Raw genomic sequence first — 21479 nt, forward strand, 5'->3', positions numbered from 1 at the left:
CTTTTTGTTTGACCCCCTCGCTTTGCACAAAGCCATGCACCGCTCGTGCCGATAGGCTGGCATAGGTAAATTTTGTCCCGGCGACAAAATTGACGTTTACGCAAACGTCAATTTTTGCTATCCCGCTTTCAACATTGGCCCGCATGCCGCCCCAACCTCATGTTTCGGGGCTCGATCTCGCGGCCAAGACCCGCATGGTGGAGGAAACACATGCCGATCTACAGGGCGCCGGTCCAGGACACGCTGTTCGTGCTCAACGAGGTGCTGGGTTATCAGCGCTACTCCAACCTTCCCGGATTTGCCGACGCGACGCCCGACGTTGTCGAGGCGATCCTCGCCGAAGGCGCCAAGCTCGCCGAAAACGTCATGCATCCTCTGAACCGCGTCGGTGACATGGAAGGCTGCGTGCGCCATGAGGACGGCTCGGTGACGACGCCGAAGGGCTTCAAGGAAGCCTACGACCAGTATCGGGAAGGCGGCTGGATGGGACTGGCGGCGCCCGTCGAGTTCGGCGGCCAGGGGCTGCCCTATGCCGTGCACACCGCGGTTGCCGAATACATGGTTTCGGCCAACATGGCGCTGATGATGTATCCCGGCCTGACTCAAGGCGCTATCGCTGCGATCATCACACACGGCACCGACGAGCAGAAGGCGACATGGCTGCCGAAGCTGGTCGAGGGGTCCTGGACCGGTACCATGAACCTGACCGAGCCGCATTGCGGCACCGATCTCGGCCTGCTGCGCACCAAGGCGGTGCCGAACGGCAACGGCACCTACAAGATCTCAGGCCAGAAGATCTTCATCTCGGCCGGCGAGCACGACATGTCGGAAAACATCGTCCATCTCGTGTTGGCCCGCATCGAAGGCGCGCCGGCGGGCGTGAAGGGCATCTCGCTGTTCATCGTGCCAAAGCTGAAGCTCGATGCCTCGGGCAATCCGGGCGAGAAGAACACGCTCTCCTGCGGGTCGATCGAGGAGAAGATGGGCATACACGGCAATTCGACTTGCGTCATGAATTATGACGAGGCCGAAGGCACGCTGCTCGGTGAGGCCAATGGCGGCCTGAAGGCGATGTTCACGATGATGAACGAAGCCCGGCTCGGCGTCGGCCTGCAGGGCCTGTCGCTGTCCGAGATCGCCTACCAGAACGCGGTCTCCTACGCCAAGGACCGGCTGCAGGGCCGCTCGCTGTCTGGCGCCAAGGCGCCGGACAGACAAGCCGATCCGATCATCGTCCATCCCGACATCCGCCGCTCGCTGATGACCATGAAGGCCTTCAATGAGGCCGGCCGCGCGCTGGCGCTGTGGACGGCGATCAAGTCCGACATCGCCCACCGCTCCGCCGACGACAAGGATCGCCAGGCGGCCGACGACTATACCGGCCTGCTGACGCCGGTGATCAAGGGCGTGCTCACCGACAAGGGTTTTGACCATGCCGTCATGGCGCAGCAGGTGTTCGGGGGCCACGGCTACATCGAAGAGCACGGCATGAGCCAGTTCGTGCGCGATGCCCGCATCGCCATGATCTATGAAGGCGCCAACGGCATCCAGGCGCTCGACCTCGTCGGCCGCAAGCTTGGTCTGAATGGCGGCCGCGCCGTGCAGGCCTTCTTCAAGGACGTCGGCGAGTTCTGCGAGGAGAACCGTGCCGACGACAAGCTGGCGCCGTTCACCAAGGCGCTGAAGAAAGGCCTCAACGATCTGCAGGCGGCGACCATGTGGCTGGTGCAGAACGGCATGGCCAAGCCCGACAATGCCGGCGCCGCGTCGACCGATTACATGCATCTCTTCGGCCTTGTGGCGCTGGGCTACATGTGGGCGCAGATGGCCAAGGCCGCGCTCGGCAAGACCGGCGCCAACGGCTCGCAGTCTGTCCACGAAAATGGGGCTTTCTACGACAACAAGGTGGTGACGGCGCGCTTCTTCATGGAGCGGATCATGCCCGAGACGTCGGCACATCTGGCCCGCATTTCCAGTGGTGCGGACACGCTAATGGCGCTGCCTGCGGAAGCGTTCTAGAAATGGCTGGCGTCCCCCTCCCCCTAGAGGGGAGGGTGGCCCGAAGGGCCGGGAGGGGTCCTGCGTGCAGTGCGCCGGCTGGTTGGCGCTTTGGTAGGAGATGATCGCAATGCCCCAAACCCGCGTCAATTCCGAAGATAAGGTCGAGCACGTCATCGGCGACCCCACCCGACCGCTTCGCGGCCACCCTCCCCTCGAGGGGGAGGGGGACGTTGGCGCGGGAGAAACGGCATGACAAATCCATCAGAAGTGCTCTCCTTGCCGACGCCCGCCTGGGCGGCGGACGAAGTCGGCATGCTCTACGACATGGCGCATCGCTTCATGTCGGAAGAGATCGCGCCGCGCTACGACGAGTTCGAGAAGAACGAGATGGTCGACCGCGAGAGCTGGCGCAAGGCAGGTTCCGCCGGCCTGCTCTGCGCCTCGATGCCGGAGGAATATGGCGGCTCCGGCGGCACCTTCGCGCATGAGAGCGCCATCATCGAGGCGATCGGCCATGTCGGCGTCGACGGTTTCGGCATCGGCCTGCACAATGCGATCGTTGCCCCTTACATCCTTCATTACGGCTCCGAGGAGCAGAAGAAGAAGTGGCTGCCGAAGCTGGCAACCGGCGAACTGATCGGCGCCATCGCCATGACCGAGCCGGGCGCCGGCTCCGACCTACAAGGCGTCAAGACGCGCGCCGAGAAGGACGGCAACCAGTACAAGATCAACGGCTCGAAAACCTTCATCACCAATGGGCAACTGGCCAATTTCATCATCGTCGTCACCAAGACCGATCCGGCCAAAGGCGCCAAGGGCACCTCGCTGATCGTCGTCGAGACCGACGAGGCCGAAGGCTTCGAACGCGGCCGCAACCTCGACAAGATCGGCCTGAAGGCCAACGACACGTCGGAGCTGTTCTTCAATGATATGCGCGTGCCGACCTCGAACCTGCTTGGCCACGAAGAGGGACAGGGCTTCATCCAGCTGATGCAGCAATTGCCGCAGGAGCGCCTGCAGATCGGCACCGGCGCCATCGCCATGATCGAACGCGCCCTGGCGCTGACCATCGACTACGTCAAGGATCGCAAGGCCTTCGGCAAAGCGATCATCGAGTTCCAGAACACCCAGTTCAAGCTCGCCGAACTCAAGACCGAGGCGACCATCGGCCGCGTCTTCTACAATGATTGCGTCACCCGCCACATCAATGGCGGGCTGGATCCGGTGACGGCGTCGATGGCGAAATACTGGCTCTCGGACCTGCAGGGAAAAGTCGTCGACGAATGCCTTCAATTGCATGGCGGCTATGGCTACATGAATGAATATCCGATCGCCCGCATGTTCCGCGACGCCCGCGTCCAGCGCATCTACGGCGGCACCAACGAGATCATGAAATTGCTGATCGGCCGCTCTCTCTGAGAGCGACGTCGGCAAAGCAAGGAGCAAGCAAATGGCTGAAGCTTATGTCTATGACGCCGTGCGCACACCGCGCGGCAAGGGCAAGAAGGATGGCTCGCTGCACGAGGTGCCGGCGGTGCGGCTTGCGGCCAGGACGCTTGAAGCGTTGCGCGACCGCAACGGCCTCGACACTGCAAACGTCGACGACATCATCTTCGGCTGCGTCGATCCGGTCGGCGAAGCCGGCTCCGTCATCCCGCGTGCCGCCGCCTTCGAGGCCGGCTACGACAACAAGGCGCCGGGCATGCAGATCTCGCGCTTCTGCGCCTCAGGCCTCGACGCCATCAATTTCGGCGCCGCCAAGATCGCTCAAGGCGCCGACGAGATCGTCATTGCAGGCGGCGTGGAATCGATGTCGCGCGTCGGCATGGGCGCCTCGGGCGGCGCCTGGTTCATGGACCCGTCCGTCGGCCTGCCCGGCTGGTTCGTGCCGCAAGGCATATCGGCCGATTTGATCGCCACCAAGTATGGTTTTTCGCGCGACGACGTCGATGCCTATGCGGTCGAGAGCCAGGCGCGCGCCGGCAAGGCCTGGGCCGATGGCCGTTTCAAGAACTCCGTCATACCGATCAAGGACCAGAACGGCCTCACCATCCTCGATCATGACGAGCATATGCGGCCGTCGACCGACATGCAGTCGCTGGCCTCGCTCAACCCGTCCTTCGTCATGCCTGGTGAAATGGGCGGCTTCGACGCGGTCGCCGTGCAGAAGCACCCTGAGGTGGAAGAGGTCAATCACGTCCACCATGCCGGCAATTCGTCGGGCATCGTCGACGGTGCCGCCGCAGTGCTGCTCGGCTCCAAGAAGGCCGGCAAAACGATGGGCTTGAAGCCACGCGCGCGTATCCGCGCCTTTGCCAACATCGGCTCCGAGCCGGTGCTGATGCTTACCGGTCCGGTCGACGTCACCGAGAAGCTTCTGAAGCGCGCCAAGATGAAGCTGTCGGATATCGACCTGTTCGAGCTTAACGAGGCCTTCGCCTCGGTGGTGCTGCGCTACATGCAGGCATTCGAAATCCCGCACGACAAGATCAACGTCAATGGCGGCGCCATCGCCATGGGCCATCCGCTCGGTGCCACCGGCGCGATGATCCTGGGCACGGTGCTGGACGAGCTCGAGCGCCGCGATTTGAACACCGCTCTGGTGACGCTCTGCATCGGCGCCGGCATGGGCACCGCAACGATTATCGAACGCGTCTGATTTTCGGCCGGAAGGAGAGAGACATGACTTATACAAACTTCACGGTCGACACCGACGCAGACGGCATCGCGCTGGTCACCTGGAACATGCCGGACCGCTCGATGAACGTCTTCACCGAAGAGGTAATGAACGAGCTCGACAAGATCATCGACCAGGTGGTGGCCGACGCCGCCATCAAGGGCGCGGTGATCACCTCGGGAAAGGACAGCTTCTCCGGCGGCGCCGACCTGACCATGCTGCAGAAGATGCTGGCCGTATTTGCCAAGGAGAAGACCAAGGACCCGGAGAAGGCGGCACAGCTTCTGTTCGACAATGCCGGCCGCATGGGGGGCCTGTGGCGCAAGCTCGAAACGTCGGGCAAGCCCTGGGTCTCGGCGATCAACGGTACCTGCATGGGCGGCGCGTTCGAGCTGTCGCTGGCCTGTCATGGCCGCGTTGCCGCTGACTCCGAAAAGGTCAAGATGGCCTTGCCGGAAGTCAAGGTCGGCATCTTCCCCGGCGCCGGTGGCACCCAACGCGTGCCGCGCCTGACCGACCAGCAGCAGGCGTTGCAGATGCTGACCACCGGCCAGACGCTGTCGCCGCAGAAAGCCAAGGCGATGGGGCTGATCCACGAGATCGCCGAACCCGGCAAGCTGATCGAGACCGCCAAGGCGATGATCAGGAACGGCCTGAAAGCCGTCCAACCCTGGGACGAGAAGGGCTTCAAGCTGCCCGGCGGCCTGATCTATTCGCCCGCCGGCTTCAATCTGTGGCCGCCGGCCATCGCCATCCTGCGTCGCGAGACCTACGGCAACTATCCGGCCGCCGCGGCCATCCTGAAATGCGTCTATGAGGGCCTGCTGGTGCCGTTCGACACCGGTCTGCGCATCGAACAGCGCTATTTCACCGAAATCATGCAGTCCAAGAAAGCAGCAGCGATGATCCGCTCGCTGTTCGTCTCGCTGCAGGAGCTCAACAAGGGCGCCCGCCGTCCGGCCGGCGTGCCGGAGACCAAGTTCAAGAAGATCGGTATTCTCGGCGCCGGCTTCATGGGCGCCGGCATCGCCTTTGTCACCGCCAACGCCGGCATCCCGGTCGTCCTGCTCGACCGCGACATGGCGTCGGCCGAAAAAGGCAAGGCGCATTCCGACAGCCTGATCTCCGATCAGGTCAAGAAGGGCCGCGCCAAGCCCGAGGAGAAGGACAGACTTCTGTCGCTGATCACGCCGACGGCCGACTATGCCGATCTCGCCGGCTGCGATCTGGTGGTCGAGGCGGTTTTCGAGGATTCGGCCGTCAAGAAGGCTGCCACCGAGCAGGCCGAAGCCGTGCTGAAATCGTCGGCGATCTTCGCCTCCAACACTTCGACCATCCCGATCACCGCGCTGGCCAAGAATTCGGCGCGGCCGAAGAATTTCGTCGGCATCCACTTCTTCTCGCCGGTCGACAAGATGATGCTGGTCGAGATCATTCTGGGCAAGAAGACCGGCGACAAGGCGCTGGCCACCGCGATCGATTTCGTGCGCGCCATCAAGAAGACGCCGATCGTCGTCAACGACACGCGCGGCTTCTACGTCAACCGCTGCGTGCTGCGCTACATGTCGGAAGCCTACAAGATGCTGATCGAAGGCGTTCCGGCGCCGATGATCGAGAATGCCGCCAAGGCCGCCGGCATGCCGGTCGGCCCGCTGGCGCTGACCGACGAGACGGCGATCGACCTTGCCCAGAAGATCATGAAGCAGACCGTCAGGGATCTCGGAGACAAGTCTGTCGACCCCAGGCAGATGGCGCTGATCAACACGCTGGTCGACACCCATGGCCGCTTCGGCCGCAAGAACGGCAAGGGTTTTTACGACTATCCGGCCAAGCCTGCCAAGAAGAAGCTGTGGCCGGGGCTGAAGGACCTCTACCCGCAGCTGAAGGCCGAGAAGGTCGATTATGAGGAACTGCAGCAGCGCCTGCTGGTCACCATTGCGCTGGAAGCGGCCCGGGTGATGGAGGAAGGCATCGTCACCGATCCGCGCGAGGCCGATGTCGGCTCGATCCTCGCCTTTGGTTTCGCGCCATTCACCGGCGGCGCGCTGTCCTATATCGACGGCATCGGCGCCGGGGAGTTCGTCAGAATAGCCAAGGGCCTGCAGAAGAAATACGGCGCCGAGTTCAAGGCGCCCAAGCTGCTGCTCGACCTGGCGGAGAAGGGCGAGACCTTCTACCAGCGCTTCGATCCCTATGCAAAAGGCGAGGTGCAGAAGGCCGCTTGAGCTAGCGCCCCATGTACGTCTGAGGGCGCCTTGCTTGCATGATGGCCACGACAAGGCGCCGTGGCCCTTACGCGGTCGGCAGCGAAAGTCGGCTGGCTTTTCGCTGCCTGCCGACATCGACTTCAACCTCCATCTCAACAACGCCCGCTACATGATGCTCGCCGGCCTCGCGCATGACCCCGAAAATCGGAATCGATTTTCGGAAAGGATCATGCGCCAAATCAAATGCTACTGCGTCCTTGGCGCGTCCAATAGGACGCTTGCCCGCTCCGTTCAACCGCGGCCGCCGACCGAGGCCGAGCGGGTTTGCATGACCTCCCACCAAGGATTGCGCAGCCTTGCCAAGGCAGTTTGAGGCATCCATGACGACTTCGCCGCACACAGCTTTTTAGGGGATCGGGCCGCGCGCCGGTGGACAATCGGATGACCGCGCGTTAGAAGGAAAAGGTATTTTTTCCTGTTTTGAGGAGAGCGAATTGCTCTCGCATGACCGAGTTTGGGCAGCCATCGACGCTCTCGCCGAGCGCTATTCATTGTCGGCCTCCGGCCTGGCCCGGCGAGCCGGTCTGGACTCCACCGCTTTCAACAAGTCGAAGCGGCTGTCCTCGGATGGGCGACCGCGCTGGCCCTCGACCGAATCGCTGGCCAAGATCATCGAGGCGACAGGCGCTTCGCTCGACGAATTCACCGGACTGGTCGAAGGCCGCGCCAAGACAGCTTCGGGCTCGTTAGCCCCGCAGCGTTCAGCGGTGCCGCTGCTCGGCTTCGCCCAGGCCGGCGCCGGCGGCTTCTTCGATGATGCCGGCTATCCCTCAGGCCAGGGCTGGGACCTTGTCGAGCTTCCGGCACGGGCGACCGAAACCTCCTATGCGTTGAAGGTGCAGGGCGATTCCATGCTGCCGCTCTACCGCAATGGCGATGTGCTGATCGTCGAGCCGGGCGCCGCTACCCGCAAGGGCGACCGCGTCGTCGTCAAGACCAATGCCGGCGAAGTCATGGCCAAGGTGCTCGACCGCCAGACGACGAAATCGATCGTGCTGATTTCGCTCAACCCCGACCATCCGGACCGCGACATCGCGATGCGCGATGTCGAATGGGTGGCGCGGATCGTCTGGGCAAGCCAGTAGGTCTCGCGGTGCGTCTGCTTCAAATCCTCATAGCCCTCCTGGCGATCCCGGTGATGGTCGCCATTGTCGTCGCCGGCGGTCGCGCGCTGCATCGCGACGGCCCCGCCATTACTGTCGACCAGATCGACCCGGACACCGAGGCCGTGCCCGAGGAGCCGGCGACGTCGGCGATCCCCGAGGTCCAGCCCGTCAAGCCTCCGATGCACTCGCCTCAGGTGCATTCGAGGGCGATCGATCCCGAGGCCATCGCACCGCCGCCGCTGCCGGTAGAAGAACTTGAACGGGTTGAGCCACGCGAGCCGCTGAGCGACCTGGCGCTGGCCGGACCGCCCAAGCCGCGTGGGCGCAGAGCGGTCGACGACTGGGGAGGAACAAAACTGTTCCAGCCGGTCGCGGCCGCCGCCGGCCTGATCGAAGCCAATGGTTATTCCGTGACGGTCTCCGGCATCGACATCGTCAGGCAAGACGAGACCTGCACCGAGGGCGGCAAGTCCTGGGCTTGCGGTATCAGGGCGCGCACCGCGTTCCGGTCTTTCCTGCGCGGCCGGGCCGTTGCCTGCAAGGTGCCGCCGGAGGCCGACCGTGCGCTGATCGCCGCCGAATGCCGCATCGGCAAGCTGGATGTCGGCCAGTGGCTGGTCGAAAACGGCTGGGCGCGCGCCACGGCAGGCGGCCCCTATGTCGAAGCGGGCGACAAGGCGCGCGCCGCCAAGAAGGGCGTCTTCGGTGCCGCGCCCGATCTTGGCGGCCTGCCACCGGCGCCAACGCCGGTTGCGGCACCGACGGCGTCGCAACCGATCCTCGATGCCCCGGCGATGGACACGCCGCCGGCCGGGACGGAAATTACGCCGCCAGCTGACCAGCCAGCGCCCGCTCAATGAGCGCGCGGGTTTCGGCGATGCCGTAGAGGGCTGCGAACGAACCGAAGCGCGGTCCGCGTTCCTGGCCGATCAGCACCTGGTAGATCATCTGGAAGAAAGCGCCCGAGACACCAGGGCCGCCGTCCGGGCTCTTCTTCGAATGGTCCTGATAGCGTTCGATCTTGCGCGCCACGTTGAGCGAAGCGTTCTGGATCGCTTCGCCGTCGGCGCCGGCCGGCAGGCCAGCAAGCGCGTTGCCAAGCGCTTCCAGCGCCACGCGTTCGACATCGTCGGCCGGCCGGAAGGTCTTCGTCGGCTTCACGAAATCGTCGAAGTAGCGGATGGCGAAACCGACCAGCTGGTCGAGTTCGGGATGCGTCGCCGGCGTCACGCCAGATGCATGGCGCGAGATGAAGCCCCACAGCACATCCTTGTTTTGCGCGTTGGAGGCGCTGACCAGGTTGAGCAGCAGCGAGAACGGCACCGGCATGTCGATGGAAGGCGGCTTGCCGTCATGCATGTGCCAGACCGGATTGCCCAGCCGCTCCTTCCAGTCCTGGCGCGGATAGGCGTTGAGGAAGGTGTAGTACTCGTCGACGGCGCGTGGGATGACGTCGAAATAGAGCTTTTTCGCCTGCCTTGGCCGCTGGTACATATAGAGGCCGAGGCTTTCGGTCGGCGCGTAGCGCAGCCATTCGTCGATGGTCAGCCCGTTGCCCTTCGACTTCGAGATCTTCTGGCCGTTCTCGTCGAGGAACAATTCGTAGACGAAATGCTCCGGCGCGCGTCCGCCGAGAATGTTGCAGATGCGGTCGTAGATCACCGCATTGGTCTGGTGGTCCTTGCCGAACATTTCGAAATCGACGGCGAGCGCTGCCCAGCGCATGCCGAAATCCGGCTTCCACTGCAGCTTGACCTTGCCGCCGGTCACCGAAAGCGTGGTCTCGGTGCCTTCATCGTCGAAGGTGATGGTGCCGGCCTTGGCGTCGACATGCTTCATCGGCACGTAGAGCACGCGCCCGCTCTTCGGCGAGATAGGCAGGAACGGGCTGTAGGTCGCCTGGCGCTCGGGTCCCAGTGTCGGCAGCATCACCGCCATGATCTGGTCGTAGCGCTCGGCTGCGCGCACAAGCATCGCATCGAAGCGGCCGGCCTTGTAGTACTGCGTCGCGCTGGCGAATTCGTAGTCGAAGCCGAACGTGTCGAGGAAGCGGCACAACATCGCGTTGTTGTGGTCGCCAAAGCTCGGATAGTCGCCGCCGAACGGATTGGGCACCGCCGACAGCGGCATATGCAGATAGGGCTCGAGGGCTGCGCGATCCGGCACATTGTCGGGGATTTTGCGCATGCCGTCCATATCGTCGGAGAAGCAGAGCAGCTTGGTCTTGACCTTGTTCCCGGTCAGCACGTGAAAGGCATGGCGCACCATCGAGGTGCGCGCGACCTCGCCGAACGTCCCGATATGCGGCAGGCCCGACGGGCCGTAGCCGGTCTCGAACAGGATGATCTCCGGGAAGTCGCCGCCCTTGTAGCGCTCGATGATCTTTTTGGCTTCCTCGAACGGCCAAGCCTTGCTTTCGGCGGCTGCCGCAAGCATTTCGGGGTTGAGATCGGCGATGTTTGATCCCGTCATGTCAAAGTTCCAGTCATGGCCGGCTTTCGCGGCTGGTAAGATTTTTCAACCGGGTCTCTAGGCGCGACAGGGCGGAGCGTCAACGATATCAGGCGTTTTCGTTGCGACGGCGCCGTAGCGTCCCTACCTTCGACCCTCACTATCAAGGAGTCTTGAATGCCGTTGCCGTCCACCCATGAAGCCCTGATCTACCTGATGGTCATCACCTCGGCTTCCGATCGCGACATGACCGATATCGAACTGGCGCGCATCGGCGACGTCGTCCGCAGCTGGCCGGTGTTCGAGGATTTCAAGCAGGACAGGCTGATCGCCATTGCGCAGGACTGCCAGAAGATGCTGCATGAAAAGGATGGGTTGGAAGGCGTGCTCGAGCGTGTCGCCGAGACTTTGCCCGAACGGCTGCACGACACCGCCTATGCCGCGGCCTTCGAGGTTGCCGCGGTCGATCTCGAAATGCGCATGGAGGAATTGCGGGTGCTGCAGTTGATCCGGCGTGAACTCGATCTCGACACGCTGACTGCCGCGGCCATCGCGCGCGGGGCGAAGGCCCGCCTGCGCACGCTGACCTGATCCAGCCCCTAGAGGAAGCTGACCGGGACCGGATCAGAAAAAGCTGACCGGGAACCGGATCAGAAGAAACGACCTGGAACCGGATCAGAAGAAACTGACCGGGAAATAGCGGAGGTAGAATTCGGCGAAGGTGCCTTTCACCGATATCTCCTGCAGCGCGTAGTCCATGGCTGCGGCCAGCGCTGGGTCGCTGGCCCGGGTGGCAATGGTCATGCCGGAGCCCAGATATTCCGGCGCCAGGTAAGGGCCACCGGCGAAGCGGCAGCAACCGGCGGCGTCCGTGCCGCCCAGCCAGAAGGAAAAGCGCATGCCGTCGCCGAAGGCGGCATCGATCTTGGCGCTCTTCAAGTCGCTGTAGAGGTCTTCCGGCCGGTCGAATCGGATGATCTGCACGGTGCCGAAATAGTCGCGCAGCATCTTTTCATGCGCCGAGCCGGCCAGCACGCCGACCCGCTTCGAGCGCAATTTGTCGAGGATCGGCTCGGCGAAGGCCTTGGTCTTCGGCATGATGAAGCGCGCCGGAAACTGTAGATAGGAGCGCGAAAAGCTGTACTTCGCCCGCGTCTCCGGCGTAGCGGCGATGCCGGCGATGATCGCCTCGCCTTCGCCCTTCTGCAACGCGTCGTCGAGTTCGGCCCAGGGCAGCGCCTGGATCTGGCATTTGTCGGCGATGTCGAGTTCGGCGCAAATCGCCCGCGCCAGGTCGATGTGGAAGCCGGACAATCGGCCCGTGCCGTCGAGAAAGTTGAAGGGCGGGAAATCGGTTGTGGTGAGGAACCTGAGCCTTGGCAGCGCCGAAAGGTCCGGTTTCGGCAGCCGCTCCTTGGCATCCCAAAGCACCGGTACCTGCGGTTCCGCGGCTCGCGCAGCGCCGGCAAACGGCTGCACTCCCATCAGCATCGACAGTAAGGCGATGGCTATCCAGCGAGGTGTCACGAAAAAACTCCGCCCGTCTTGGCCGTTGGCTTGTGATACGAAAACGGCGCAGGCACAATTGTTTTTGATTTCAACGGGCAAATTTCGGGTTATGCTTTGGTGAGGTTGCAAATAGCCGCACAGAGTCGGCCCGAGGTTGGCGGTCGCTGGCGTTAGAAAAGCTAAGGATGTGGCTATGCAATCCGGGGTTGATGGCGAAGTGCGGGTCAGGCACGTAGCATCGGTCTCAAGAGCGGTAGGCAACATGGGGTAGATGTTGCGATGGGTTATTTTGACCGGACACTTGAATATATTGACCGGGTGCAGCGTGCCGACACGTCGGCTGCGGTGTGCGAGCAGCTACTTAGTGTCACCTCGAATTTCGGATTGACGGCCCTGATAGCCGCAACGGTGCCGCAGCCCGGTACACCAAGCAGCCAGACGAAGGACCATGTGCTGCTCTGCGATTGGCCTAGCGAATGGCTGGAGCGTTACTTATCGCGCAACTACGTCGACCACGATCCGGTCGTCAGCCATTTGAAGCAGTTTCGGGCGCCATTCCAATGGCGCGATGCCGTTCAAAGCATGCCCGCCGACAAGAGCAGCGCCGAGGTAATGCGCGACGCCCGCCAGTTCAAGCTGCGTGACGGCCTCGCCTTCCCGCTGATCACGCTCGAAGGCCAGATCGCGCTGGTCTCGCTGGGCGGTGAGGCGGTCGAACTGTCCGAAGCCGAATTCGCAATGGTCTCGCTGGCCTCCACCTATGCCATCGGCCGCGCCATGCAGCTTCAAACGACGGCCGGCAAATCTATCGATCACATTGAATTGACGCCGCGCGAGCGCGAATGCCTGCAATGGGCGGCGGTCGGAAAATCCGAGTGGGAGATTTCGCAGATCCTCGGCATCTCGGAGCATACCTCTGAGAAACACCTTCTCAACGCCAAGAGCAAACTAGGCGCCGCCAACCGTGTGCAGGCAGTCGCCGAAGCAGTCAGGCACGGCTATATCAGCTAGGCCGGTTCTGGCGGCCCGAAATTTATGGCCGCATTGTTGGCGTCATATCTTCAGAAAAGACCGGCCCCTGTCGTCCTCTTGAGACGGCTAATGCTTTCTTAACGCCAAAAGCAGACTCGGCGTCGCCAACAGGGTGCACGCCATCGCGGAGGCGTTTAGACGCAGCTATATTAGCCATGTCGGCTGTGGCAGCCTGGAAATCCTTGCCAACACCTTCGCGCAATTTTTTCGGGAAAGCCCGGCCGTATCTTCCTCTTAAGCCCAGGAGACGGCTAATGCTATTTTCCCTTACCACTCAACAACTGATGGAACGTCCCGACCTATGGGAGGCCGTCCATCGCCTGCGTTACAAGGTCTTCGTCGATGAGATGCGGTGGACCGATCTCGATCGCCCGGACGGCCTCGAAATCGATCAATTCGACCATGATGAGGCCGAACACCACCTGGTCATCCGCAATGGCGAGCTTGCAGGCTATCATCGGATGCTGCCGACCACACGGCCGCATCTCCTTAGCGATGTGATGCCGGAACTCTGCGAGGGAAAGCGCCCTTCGGGACCGAATGTCTGGGAGCTAACCCGTTACGCGGTGGCGCCAGGCTTTCGCGATGGCAAGCGCGGCGTGTCTACGGTCGGCACCGAACTGATCGCCGGCTTCGTCGAATGGGGCCTTGCTCGCAATGTCGATCAGGTCATTATCGAGGTCGAGCCGGTGTGGGTGCTGCGGACGCTGCAGTTGCACTTCCTGGCGACGCCGCTCGGTTACCAGCGCACCTATGGCAACCAGCAGGTCGTCGCCACACTGCTGACCTTCAACGAGCATACGCTGGATGTCGTGCGTTCGCGCCGCAACCATCACGCCCCGGTGTTGGTCAGGGGCACCCCCCACATGCTCGGCATGCGGCAGGCGTCGTGAGACTGTCTTCACCCGACGCGCTTTAATGCATGTCGCTCAAAGTGGCCCGGGTTTTGAGAGAACGACATGCATGAAACAAAGACCTAAAGCGCGTCGCGTGAATCCGTTCAAATGCGACGCGCTTTAGACAATGGCCACAGAGCCCACCTCCGTGTGGGGGTGGGCTCTGTAATTTCAGCCTCTGCATCGAGGCCAGTCTCTACTTCTCGAGAAACGACGGCCCGTCGCCGACGATCTTCTTATCTTCCTTGCCGATGGCGTCGAGATCGCGCCCATCATAGGGCAGTGACAACAGGATGCGCCGCATGACGGCCAGCCGCGAGCGTCGCTTGTCATTGGCCCGCACGATGATCCAGGGCGCGAACTGTTTGTGCGTGCGCTCGACCATCTGGTCGCGCGCCTTGGTGTAGTCGTCCCATTTGGTAATGCCGGCAATATCGATCGGCGAGAACTTCCAGTTCTTCAGCGGAGACCAGCGGCGGTCGTGAAACCGTTCGAGCTGGGTTTCGCGGCCGATGTTGAGCCAGAATTTGAAGAAATAGATGCCGTCGTTGGAGATCATCCGCTCGAAATGCGGCGTCTCGTCGAGGAATTTTGCATGCTGTTCCGGTGTGCAGAAGCCCATCACCGGCTCGACGCCGCCGCGGTTGTACCAGGACCGGTCGAAGGTGACGAATTCGCCCGATGTCGGGAAATGGGCGACGTAGCGCTGGTAGTACCATTGCCCGACTTCGGTTGGGGTCGGCTTGGTCAGCGCCACATTGCGCGCGGTTCGAGGATTGAGATACTGGCGCAGCACCGAGATGGTGCCGCCCTTGCCGGCGGCATCGCGCCCCTCGAACAGCGACATCACTCTGCTGCCGGTCGCCCGGAGCCAGGCCTGCGCCTTGACCAGTTCGATCTGCAGCCGCTCCAGCGTCTCGTCATACTCCTCGCTCTTCATTTTCTTGTCGTAGGGGTAGTCGCCTGCGGTCAGTTTGTGGTCCTCGATCCAGCTGGGAAGCTCAGGGTTTTCGATGTCGAACTCCCGCTCCTTGCCGTCCACCTTGATCTTCAGCGGCCCCTTTGCCGGCTCTGCGGCGGGACTTTCCTTGGCTTTTTTCATCGAGACGAACCTTTCCAGCTTGCGGACTCATGCTATGGGGGGCCTCAAACTCGGTCCAGCGGAAGTTTCGGAGGGACCGGCGCAGAAGCACGGAAAGCACGATGGCTGACACCGGGGCAGAGCGGACAACCACGGGGCAGGCCGTCGCCGGCCGGCTGTGGAACAGCCGATGGCTGCTGGCCGCCGGTGCGATCGCTATCCTGGCCGTTTATGGGTTTGCCGGTATCTCCGCCTATGTCGTCCTGGCTGCGTTGACGGTGCTGCTGGCCGCCGCGCTTCTGCCAACCGGTGGCGCCAGCCGGTCTGCTGAGACCATTACCACGGTCGAGGCGAGCGGGCTGCAGCGGCTTTCCGGCGAATATCTTGCGGCTGCCGTTGCCGATCCGCTGATCATCTTCGACCGCACCGCCACCATCGTCCACGCCAATGCCGCCGCCTTTGCCGCCTTTGTCGGTATCGCGCCCGGCCTGTCGCTGTCGCTAAAATTCCGCGCGCCGGAAATGCAGGCCTTGCTGGACGGCGTGCTGTCGGGAACCGTCGCCTCCGATGCCGTCGACTACACCGAGAAGCTGCCGGTGGAACGGGCCTACCGGGTCAGCGCGTCCTCGGTCGGCCACGCCACCGATCTCTATGTGCTGGTATTCAAGGACCAGAGTGAGACGCGCCGCATCGACCGCATGCGCGCTGACTTCATAGCCAATGCCAGCCACGAGTTGCGCACCCCGCTTGCTTCAATCTCGGGCTTCATCGAGACGTTGCGCGGCCCGGCCCGCAACGATCCGGCGGCGCGCGAGCAGTTCCTGCAGATCATGCAGAACCAGACCGGCCGCATGGCGCGCCTCATCGACGATCTCCTGTCGCTGTCGAGGCTTGAAATGAAGCCTTACCTGAGGCCGGGAACCGAGGTCGATCTGCGCCAGACCATCGACAGCGTCATCGATTCACTAGGCCCGCTCGCCAGCGAGAACGGCGTCGTCATCGAACGCGACTACGCCGAAGGGCCGCTCGACGTGCCCGGAGACCGCGACGAGCTGTTCCAGGTGTTCGAGAATCTCTTGGAAAACGCCTGCAAATACGGCCAGCCTGGCGGACGCGTCACGGTGTCGATCGCGCGGGGCGAGGCCGGCCCGGAACCGGGCATCGATGTAACCATCAGGGACTACGGCCCGGGCATCCCGGAAGAGCACATACCGCGCATTACCGAGCGCTTCTATCGCGTCGACGTGGAGAGCAGCCGCACGCAGAAAGGCACCGGTCTTGGCCTGTCCATCGTCAAGCATATTCTGACGCGCCACAACGCCCGGCTTTCGATCAAGTCGGAGGTTGGCAAGGGCGCGGCGTTCACGGTCCATTTGCCGGCAGGCTGAGGCGGTACTATCTGCTAACTGCCTGTTTCTTCTTTCTGTCATCCGGCTAGCGTATCAGCACAGGGGTCGAGGAAACGACTCAAAAGGCCAAAGATTTAAGGAAGGCATTTCGCCCATGCAGTCCGTACACATTGTCAGCGCCTATGACGAAGAGCTGAAATACCTGGCGAAGCGCATCGCTGCGATGGGCGGCCATGCCGAGCGCATGGTCGAGCAGGCGATCCAGGCGCTGGTCAATGCCGATCCCGGCCTCGCCCAGAAGGTCATCCGCGACGACATCGTGCTTGACGAGGGCCAGCGCGAAATCGACGACAAAGCCATCGTCATCATCGCCAAGCGCCAGCCCATGGCGACCGATCTGCGCGAGATCGTCGGCGCCATCCGCATTTCGGCCGACCTCGAACGGGTCGGTGACCTCGCCAAGAACGTCGCCAAGCGTGTGGTCAGCGTCATTGATGGCCGCCAGCCGACCAGCCTGTTTCGCGGCCTCGAGGCGCTGGCCGAACTCGCTTTGACCCAGCTCAAGGAAGTGCTCGACGTCTATGCCTCGCGCTCGGTCGAGAAAATAGGCTTCGTTCGCGACCGCGACGACCAGATCGATGCCATGTACACCTCGCTGTTTCGCGAGCTTTTGACCTACATGATGGAAGATCCGCGCAACATCACGCCGTGCACGCATCTGCTGTTTTGCGCCAAGAACATCGAGCGCATCGGCGACCACGCCACCAACATTGCCGAGACGATCTACTACATCGTCACCGGCGAGCAGTTGCCGGCCGAGCGTCCAAAGGGCGACAAGACCGACAAGATTGCCCTTCCGGCGCTGCCGGTGAAGTGATCGCGCGCCCCTCGAACGCTTAATCATGTTGCGCTAAACTACCCGGATGTTAGCGTCTCGGTTCCTGGCCAAGGCCAGGCGCTCAGGAGGCTGCGATGGAATATGTCCGAGAGTTCAAGCCGGCGCCGGCATCGTCCGGCATCATCGCGTCGAGCGTCTACACCGCCGGCAAGCGCATCGCCGACATTCCGATCGAGGAAGCCGGTGAATGGGCCAAGAAGTCGGGCCATGTCGTCTGGATCGGGCTGCTCGAACCCGACCGCGAGCTTCTGCTGCGCGTCAAGGCGCAATTCCATTTGCATGAGCTTGCGATTGAAGACGCCGAACATCCGCACCAGCGGCCGAAGATCGAGCAATATGGCGATGCGCTGTTCATCGTTGCCCGCACTGCACAGCTGATCGACGGACGCGTCACCTTCGGCGAGACGCATCTGTTCGTCGGCTCAGGCTATATCGTCAGCGTCAGGCATGGTCCCTCGACCTCATACGCCGCCGTGCGCCAGCACTGGGAAAGCTGTCCGCACTCACTGGCCAAGGGCGAGGATTTCGTCCTCTACGCCATTCTCGACTTCATCGTCGACAACTACATGCCGGTGCTCGAGCAGATCGAGGACGAGGTCGAGGCGATCGAGGACAGGGTGCTGCTGAAGCCGATGACCGGTCCCGACATCGAGCGGCTCTATATGCTGCGCCGCGATCTGTTGCGCCTGCGCAATGCGGCGCTGCCGCTGGTCGAGGTCTGCCGCCGGCTGACCAGCGCCGACCTGCCGCAGATCCATACCGCCATGCATCCGCTGTTTCGCGATGTCACCGATCATATCCGCACCGTGCAGGAAAAGATCGACAGCCTGCGCGAGGTTCTGGCCTTCGCTTTCGAAGCCAGCCTGCTGGTCGGCCAGAGCCAGGAAACCGCGAACACCAAGAAGCTGGCCTCATGGGCCGCGATCCTGGCGGTGCCGACGGCGCTCGCCGGCATTTACGGCATGAATTTCGACGACATGCCGGAGCTGAAGATGCAATACGGCTATCCCGTCGTATTGGTCTCGATCGCGCTGATCTGCTCGTTTTTGTATTGGCGATTTCGGAAGAGTGGGTGGCTGTGATGGTAGGCAGTAGGCAGTAGGCAGTAGGCAGTAGGCAGTAGGCAGAATAAGGTAGCGCCTCACGAGCGCTACCCCATTCCCTACTGCCCAGTCCCCAATCCCTATTCCTAACTACCGGCTTCTGCGCCGCTCTGAAGCCGGCTGGAACGCCACCCTTGCGTGGTACTTGCAGTAAGGTCCGGTTTCGGCCGCCTCGTTGCCGCAGAAGTTGAAGTCTTCCGACAGCGGGTCGCCATTCGGCCATTTGCAGGTGCGCTCGGTGAGATCGGTGAGCTGCAGATGCCGCGAGATCGGCACGACGACGTTTTCGACCGGGCGGATGTAGTGGCGCGCCACTGGCTCGGCGTCGAACTGCGCCTGCAGCGCGTTCGCCCCGATCGACGTCGTGACATGGCGCTGCGTGGTTGCGGCGCGCGGCACCGATTTCTGGATCGAAGATCCCTGCGTTGTCTTCTTCTGACGCGCCGGCGTCGCGGTCGAGCGTCCGCGGCCCGACAGCTTCAGCCGGTGCACCTTGCCGATGACCGCGTTGCGGCTGACCCCGCCGAGTTGTGCGGCGATCTGGCTTGCGCTCAAGCCCTCCGACCACAGTTTCCTGAGAAGTTCGACCCGCTCGTCAGTCCAGTTCATGAGACCGCGCTCCTGCTAAGTGTGCGGCAGCCGGAATCCGTTCCCGACCCGGCAATCTTTGCCGGGGCAGACACCACATATATTAGGTGATTAGGTCCGCCGCACGAAATCTAGTTATTTCCCGACTACAATTACCTCATGTGTTGACTCGGTGACAAGAGTCCCAGGTGCAACACGAATCGGTTTTTTAGGTTTTCCCCAACTTGCCCGGTCGCTTATGAGCCGGCGTCTCGTCGGGAGCTGGCCACGCGCCTCTGCACGACGTTTTCGTTGACTTCATGGCCGAAAAACACGATAAGCCGCAAAGGCCGCCGCTTTGGCGGCTTTTTTGATTTTTCCGGTACCGGAGACGCATATAATGAGCGGTTCGGCGCTTTACGAGACCTTTGCCCGCGCCCCTTTGGCCTTCGATCATGGCGAAGGCACCTGGCTGGTTACCGACAAGGGCGAGCGATATCTCGATTTCGCTGGCGGCATCGCGGTCAATTCGTTGGGCCACAGCCATCCGCATCTGGTCTCGGCGCTGACCGAACAGGCGGCCAAGCTCTGGCACGTCTCCAATCTCTACGAGATCCCGGGGCAGACCCGGCTCGGCGAGCGGCTGGCTGACGCCACCTTCGCCGACAAGGTGTTCTTCACCAATTCCGGCGCCGAGGCGCTCGAATGCGCGATCAAGACGGCGCGGCGCTACCAGTTCGTCAAGGGCCATCCCGAGCGCTTCCGGGTCGTCACCTTCGAAGGCGCCTTCCACGGCCGCACGCTGGCGACCATCGCCGCCGGCGGCCAGTACAAATATCTCGAAGGTTTTGGGCCCAAGGTCGAAGGCTTCGACCAGGTCGGCTTCGACGACATCGACGCCGCCGAGAAGGCGATCACACCAGAGACCGCCGCGATCCTGATCGAACCGGTGCAAGGCGAGGGCGGCATCCGCCCGGTGCCGACGCAATCCTTGAAACGGCTGCGGCAGCTCTGCGACCAGCACGGCCTGCTGCTGATCTTCGATGAGGTCCAGTGCGGTATCGGTCGCACCGGAAAGCTGTTCGCGCATGAATGGACCGGCGTGACGCCCGACATCATGGCGATTGCCAAGGGCATTGGCGGCGGCTTCCCGATGGGCGCGTGCCTCGCCACCGACGACGCTGTCGTCGGCATGACGGCAGGCGTGCATGGCACCACTTTCGGCGGCAATCCGCTGGCCATGGCGGTCGGCAACGCTGTGCTCGACGTCGTGCTGGAAGACGGCTTCCTCGAAGACGTCCAGCGCAAGGCATTGCTGATGAAGCAGGGCCTGGCGGCGGTCGCCGACGAATTTCCCGATGTCATCGAAGGCATCAGGGGCAGCGGCCTGATGCTTGGCCTGAAATGCGCCATGCCCAACACCAAGGTCAACATGGCGCTGCGCGACCAGCATCTGCTGGCGGTGCCGGCCGGCGACAACGTCATTCGTCTGCTGCCGCCGCTGACCGTCACCGACGCCGAGATCGGCGAAGCGCTCGATCGCATCCGCGCCGGCGCCAAGGGCCTGACCGACGCCATCGCCGCGGCCGCCGCGAAGTAATCCCGAGAACCATTCCCGATGAGCCTTCGCCATTTCACCGATCTTTCCGCCGTTTCCGAAGGCGATCTGCGCCTGATGCTGGACGATGCGGTGGTGCGCAAGGCGCGCCTCAAGGCCGGCGAACGGACCAAACCGCTCGAAGGCAAGGTGCTGGCCATGATCTTCGACAAGCCGTCGACGCGCACGCGCGTGTCCTTCGACGTCGGCATGCGACAGCTCGGCGGCGAGACCATCATGCTGACCGGCACCGAAATGCAGCTCGGCCGTTCCGAGACCATTGCCGACACCGCCAAGGTGCTGTCGCGCTATGTCGACGCCATCATGATCCGCACCACGTCGCATGAGCGGCTGCTCGAGCTGACCGAGAATGCCACGATTCCGGTCATCAACGGGCTGACCGACGACACCCATCCCTGTCAGCTGATGGCCGACATCATGACCTTCGAGGAGCATCGCGGTCCGGTTGCCGGCAAGACCATCGCCTGGACCGGCGACGGCAACAACGTGCTGCATTCGCTGCTCGAAGCTTCGGCGCGGTTCCGCTTCAACCTGAACGTCGCAGTGCCGGAAGGCAGCGAGCCGGCGCAAAAGCATATCGACTGGTCGAAGAGCAATGGCGGCAAGCTGCACTTCACCCGCTCGCCCGAGGAAGCCGTCGACCAAGCCGACTGCATCGTCACCGACTGCTGGGTGTCGATGGGCCAGGAACACCGCGCCCGCGGCCACAATGTCTTCTCGCCCTATCAGGTCAATGCGGCGCTGATGGCCAGGGCCAAGCCCGACGCCCTGTTCATGCACTGCCTGCCGGCGCATCGCGGCGAGGAAGTCACCGACGAGGTCATCGACGGTCCGCATTCGGTTGTCTTCGACGAAGCCGAGAACCGGCTCCACGCCCAGAAGGCGGTTTTGGCCTGGTGTCTGGGCGCTTGATCTCCAGGCGCT

At 62.7% G+C, this 21479-nt stretch carries 18 protein-coding genes and 1 pseudogene; 15 read left to right on the plus strand and 4 right to left on the minus strand.

Features of this window, described 5'->3' with window-relative positions; genetic code table 11:
- The first annotated feature begins 210 nt into the window (after positions 1-210).
- The 7 genes and pseudogenes from NKJ77_RS06945 (at position 211) to NKJ77_RS06975 (ending at position 8911) form a co-directional block, all read left to right on the plus strand.
- Positions 211-2019, plus strand: coding sequence for an acyl-CoA dehydrogenase (locus NKJ77_RS06945; protein WP_023746692.1), 1809 nt, complete (start codon positions 211-213; stop codon positions 2017-2019).
- Between the two features lie 231 nt (positions 2020-2250).
- Positions 2251-3420 carry an acyl-CoA dehydrogenase family protein gene (locus NKJ77_RS06950; protein ID WP_023738205.1) on the plus strand — a complete coding sequence of 390 codons (1170 nt, stop codon included), beginning with the start codon at positions 2251-2253 and terminating at the stop codon, positions 3418-3420.
- A gap of 31 nt (positions 3421-3451) precedes the next feature.
- Positions 3452-4660 carry an acetyl-CoA C-acetyltransferase gene (locus NKJ77_RS06955; RefSeq protein WP_352534648.1) on the plus strand — a complete coding sequence of 403 codons (1209 nt, stop codon included), beginning with the start codon at positions 3452-3454 and terminating at the stop codon, positions 4658-4660.
- A gap of 23 nt (positions 4661-4683) precedes the next feature.
- Entirely contained in the window at positions 4684-6903 is a 2220-nt protein-coding gene (locus NKJ77_RS06960; RefSeq protein ID WP_352534650.1) for a 3-hydroxyacyl-CoA dehydrogenase NAD-binding domain-containing protein, read from the plus strand.
- 38 nt (positions 6904-6941) lie between these two features.
- Positions 6942-7060, plus strand: a pseudogene (locus NKJ77_RS32385) (thioesterase family protein); the annotation flags it as partial.
- A gap of 319 nt (positions 7061-7379) precedes the next feature.
- The gene (locus NKJ77_RS06970) at positions 7380-8030 is read left to right on the plus strand and encodes a S24 family peptidase (RefSeq protein ID WP_023715330.1); all 651 of its coding nucleotides are present in this window, start codon (positions 7380-7382) and stop codon (positions 8028-8030) included.
- An 8-nt stretch (positions 8031-8038) separates the two neighbouring features.
- Positions 8039-8911 carry a thermonuclease family protein gene (locus NKJ77_RS06975; RefSeq protein ID WP_352534654.1) on the plus strand — a complete coding sequence of 291 codons (873 nt, stop codon included), beginning with the start codon at positions 8039-8041 and terminating at the stop codon, positions 8909-8911.
- Here the strand turns inward: NKJ77_RS06975 and NKJ77_RS06980 are convergent.
- Positions 8874-10523 carry a lysine--tRNA ligase gene (locus NKJ77_RS06980; protein WP_352534656.1) on the minus strand — a complete coding sequence of 550 codons (1650 nt, stop codon included), beginning with the start codon at positions 10521-10523 and terminating at the stop codon, positions 8874-8876. The two genes, NKJ77_RS06975 and NKJ77_RS06980, sit on opposite strands and share 38 nt — an antisense overlap.
- A gap of 156 nt (positions 10524-10679) precedes the next feature.
- Between NKJ77_RS06980 and NKJ77_RS06985 the strand changes: the two genes are divergently transcribed.
- Positions 10680-11093, plus strand: a complete 414-nt coding sequence (locus NKJ77_RS06985; protein ID WP_023688697.1) for a tellurite resistance TerB family protein — start codon at positions 10680-10682, stop codon at positions 11091-11093.
- Between the two features lie 84 nt (positions 11094-11177).
- Here the strand turns inward: NKJ77_RS06985 and NKJ77_RS06990 are convergent, their stop codons facing one another.
- The gene (locus NKJ77_RS06990) at positions 11178-11987 is read right to left on the minus strand and encodes an ABC transporter substrate-binding protein (protein ID WP_502902101.1); all 810 of its coding nucleotides are present in this window, start codon (positions 11985-11987) and stop codon (positions 11178-11180) included.
- 303 nt (positions 11988-12290) lie between these two features.
- On the opposite strand from NKJ77_RS06990, the gene NKJ77_RS06995 reads away from it, so the two are divergent.
- Both NKJ77_RS06995 and NKJ77_RS07000 read left to right on the plus strand, forming a co-directional pair.
- Positions 12291-13022 (plus strand): helix-turn-helix transcriptional regulator, encoded by a 732-nt coding sequence (locus tag NKJ77_RS06995; protein ID WP_023669621.1) that lies wholly within the window; start codon positions 12291-12293, stop codon positions 13020-13022.
- A 275-nt stretch (positions 13023-13297) separates the two neighbouring features.
- Complete coding sequence (locus tag NKJ77_RS07000; RefSeq protein ID WP_023692538.1) at positions 13298-13936, plus strand: acyl-homoserine-lactone synthase; 639 nt, start codon at positions 13298-13300, stop codon at positions 13934-13936.
- A gap of 199 nt (positions 13937-14135) precedes the next feature.
- On the opposite strand, the gene ppk2 is transcribed toward NKJ77_RS07000, so the two are convergent.
- Positions 14136-15041 carry a polyphosphate kinase 2 gene (ppk2, locus tag NKJ77_RS07005; protein WP_023831970.1) on the minus strand — a complete coding sequence of 302 codons (906 nt, stop codon included), beginning with the start codon at positions 15039-15041 and terminating at the stop codon, positions 14136-14138.
- Between the two features lie 101 nt (positions 15042-15142).
- On the opposite strand from ppk2, the gene NKJ77_RS07010 reads away from it, so the two are divergent.
- From NKJ77_RS07010 to NKJ77_RS07020, 3 genes are all read left to right on the plus strand, one after another.
- Entirely contained in the window at positions 15143-16408 is a 1266-nt protein-coding gene (locus NKJ77_RS07010; RefSeq protein ID WP_023831971.1) for an ATP-binding protein, read from the plus strand.
- Positions 16409-16523: 115 nt separating this feature from the next.
- Positions 16524-17246, plus strand: a complete 723-nt coding sequence (phoU, locus tag NKJ77_RS07015) for a phosphate signaling complex protein PhoU (RefSeq protein WP_023669625.1) — start codon at positions 16524-16526, stop codon at positions 17244-17246.
- A 95-nt stretch (positions 17247-17341) separates the two neighbouring features.
- A complete protein-coding gene (locus NKJ77_RS07020) occupies positions 17342-18349 on the plus strand; it encodes a magnesium and cobalt transport protein CorA (protein ID WP_023669626.1) in 1008 nt (335 codons plus the stop codon).
- Between the two features lie 111 nt (positions 18350-18460).
- Here the strand turns inward: NKJ77_RS07020 and NKJ77_RS07025 are convergent, their stop codons facing one another.
- A complete protein-coding gene (locus NKJ77_RS07025; RefSeq protein WP_023669627.1) occupies positions 18461-18979 on the minus strand; it encodes a GcrA family cell cycle regulator in 519 nt (172 codons plus the stop codon).
- Positions 18980-19337: 358 nt separating this feature from the next.
- Between NKJ77_RS07025 and NKJ77_RS07030 the strand changes: the two genes are divergently transcribed.
- Both NKJ77_RS07030 and argF read left to right on the plus strand, forming a co-directional pair.
- Positions 19338-20537 (plus strand): aspartate aminotransferase family protein, encoded by a 1200-nt coding sequence (locus tag NKJ77_RS07030; protein ID WP_023669628.1) that lies wholly within the window; start codon positions 19338-19340, stop codon positions 20535-20537.
- An 18-nt stretch (positions 20538-20555) separates the two neighbouring features.
- A complete protein-coding gene (gene argF / locus NKJ77_RS07035) occupies positions 20556-21467 on the plus strand; it encodes an ornithine carbamoyltransferase (protein WP_023669629.1) in 912 nt (303 codons plus the stop codon).
- The last annotated feature ends 12 nt before the right edge of the window (positions 21468-21479 follow it).

Origin of the sequence: Mesorhizobium sp. M0052, assembly GCF_040323255.1 — a bacterium.
Taxonomy (GTDB): Bacteria; Pseudomonadota; Alphaproteobacteria; order Rhizobiales; family Rhizobiaceae; genus Mesorhizobium.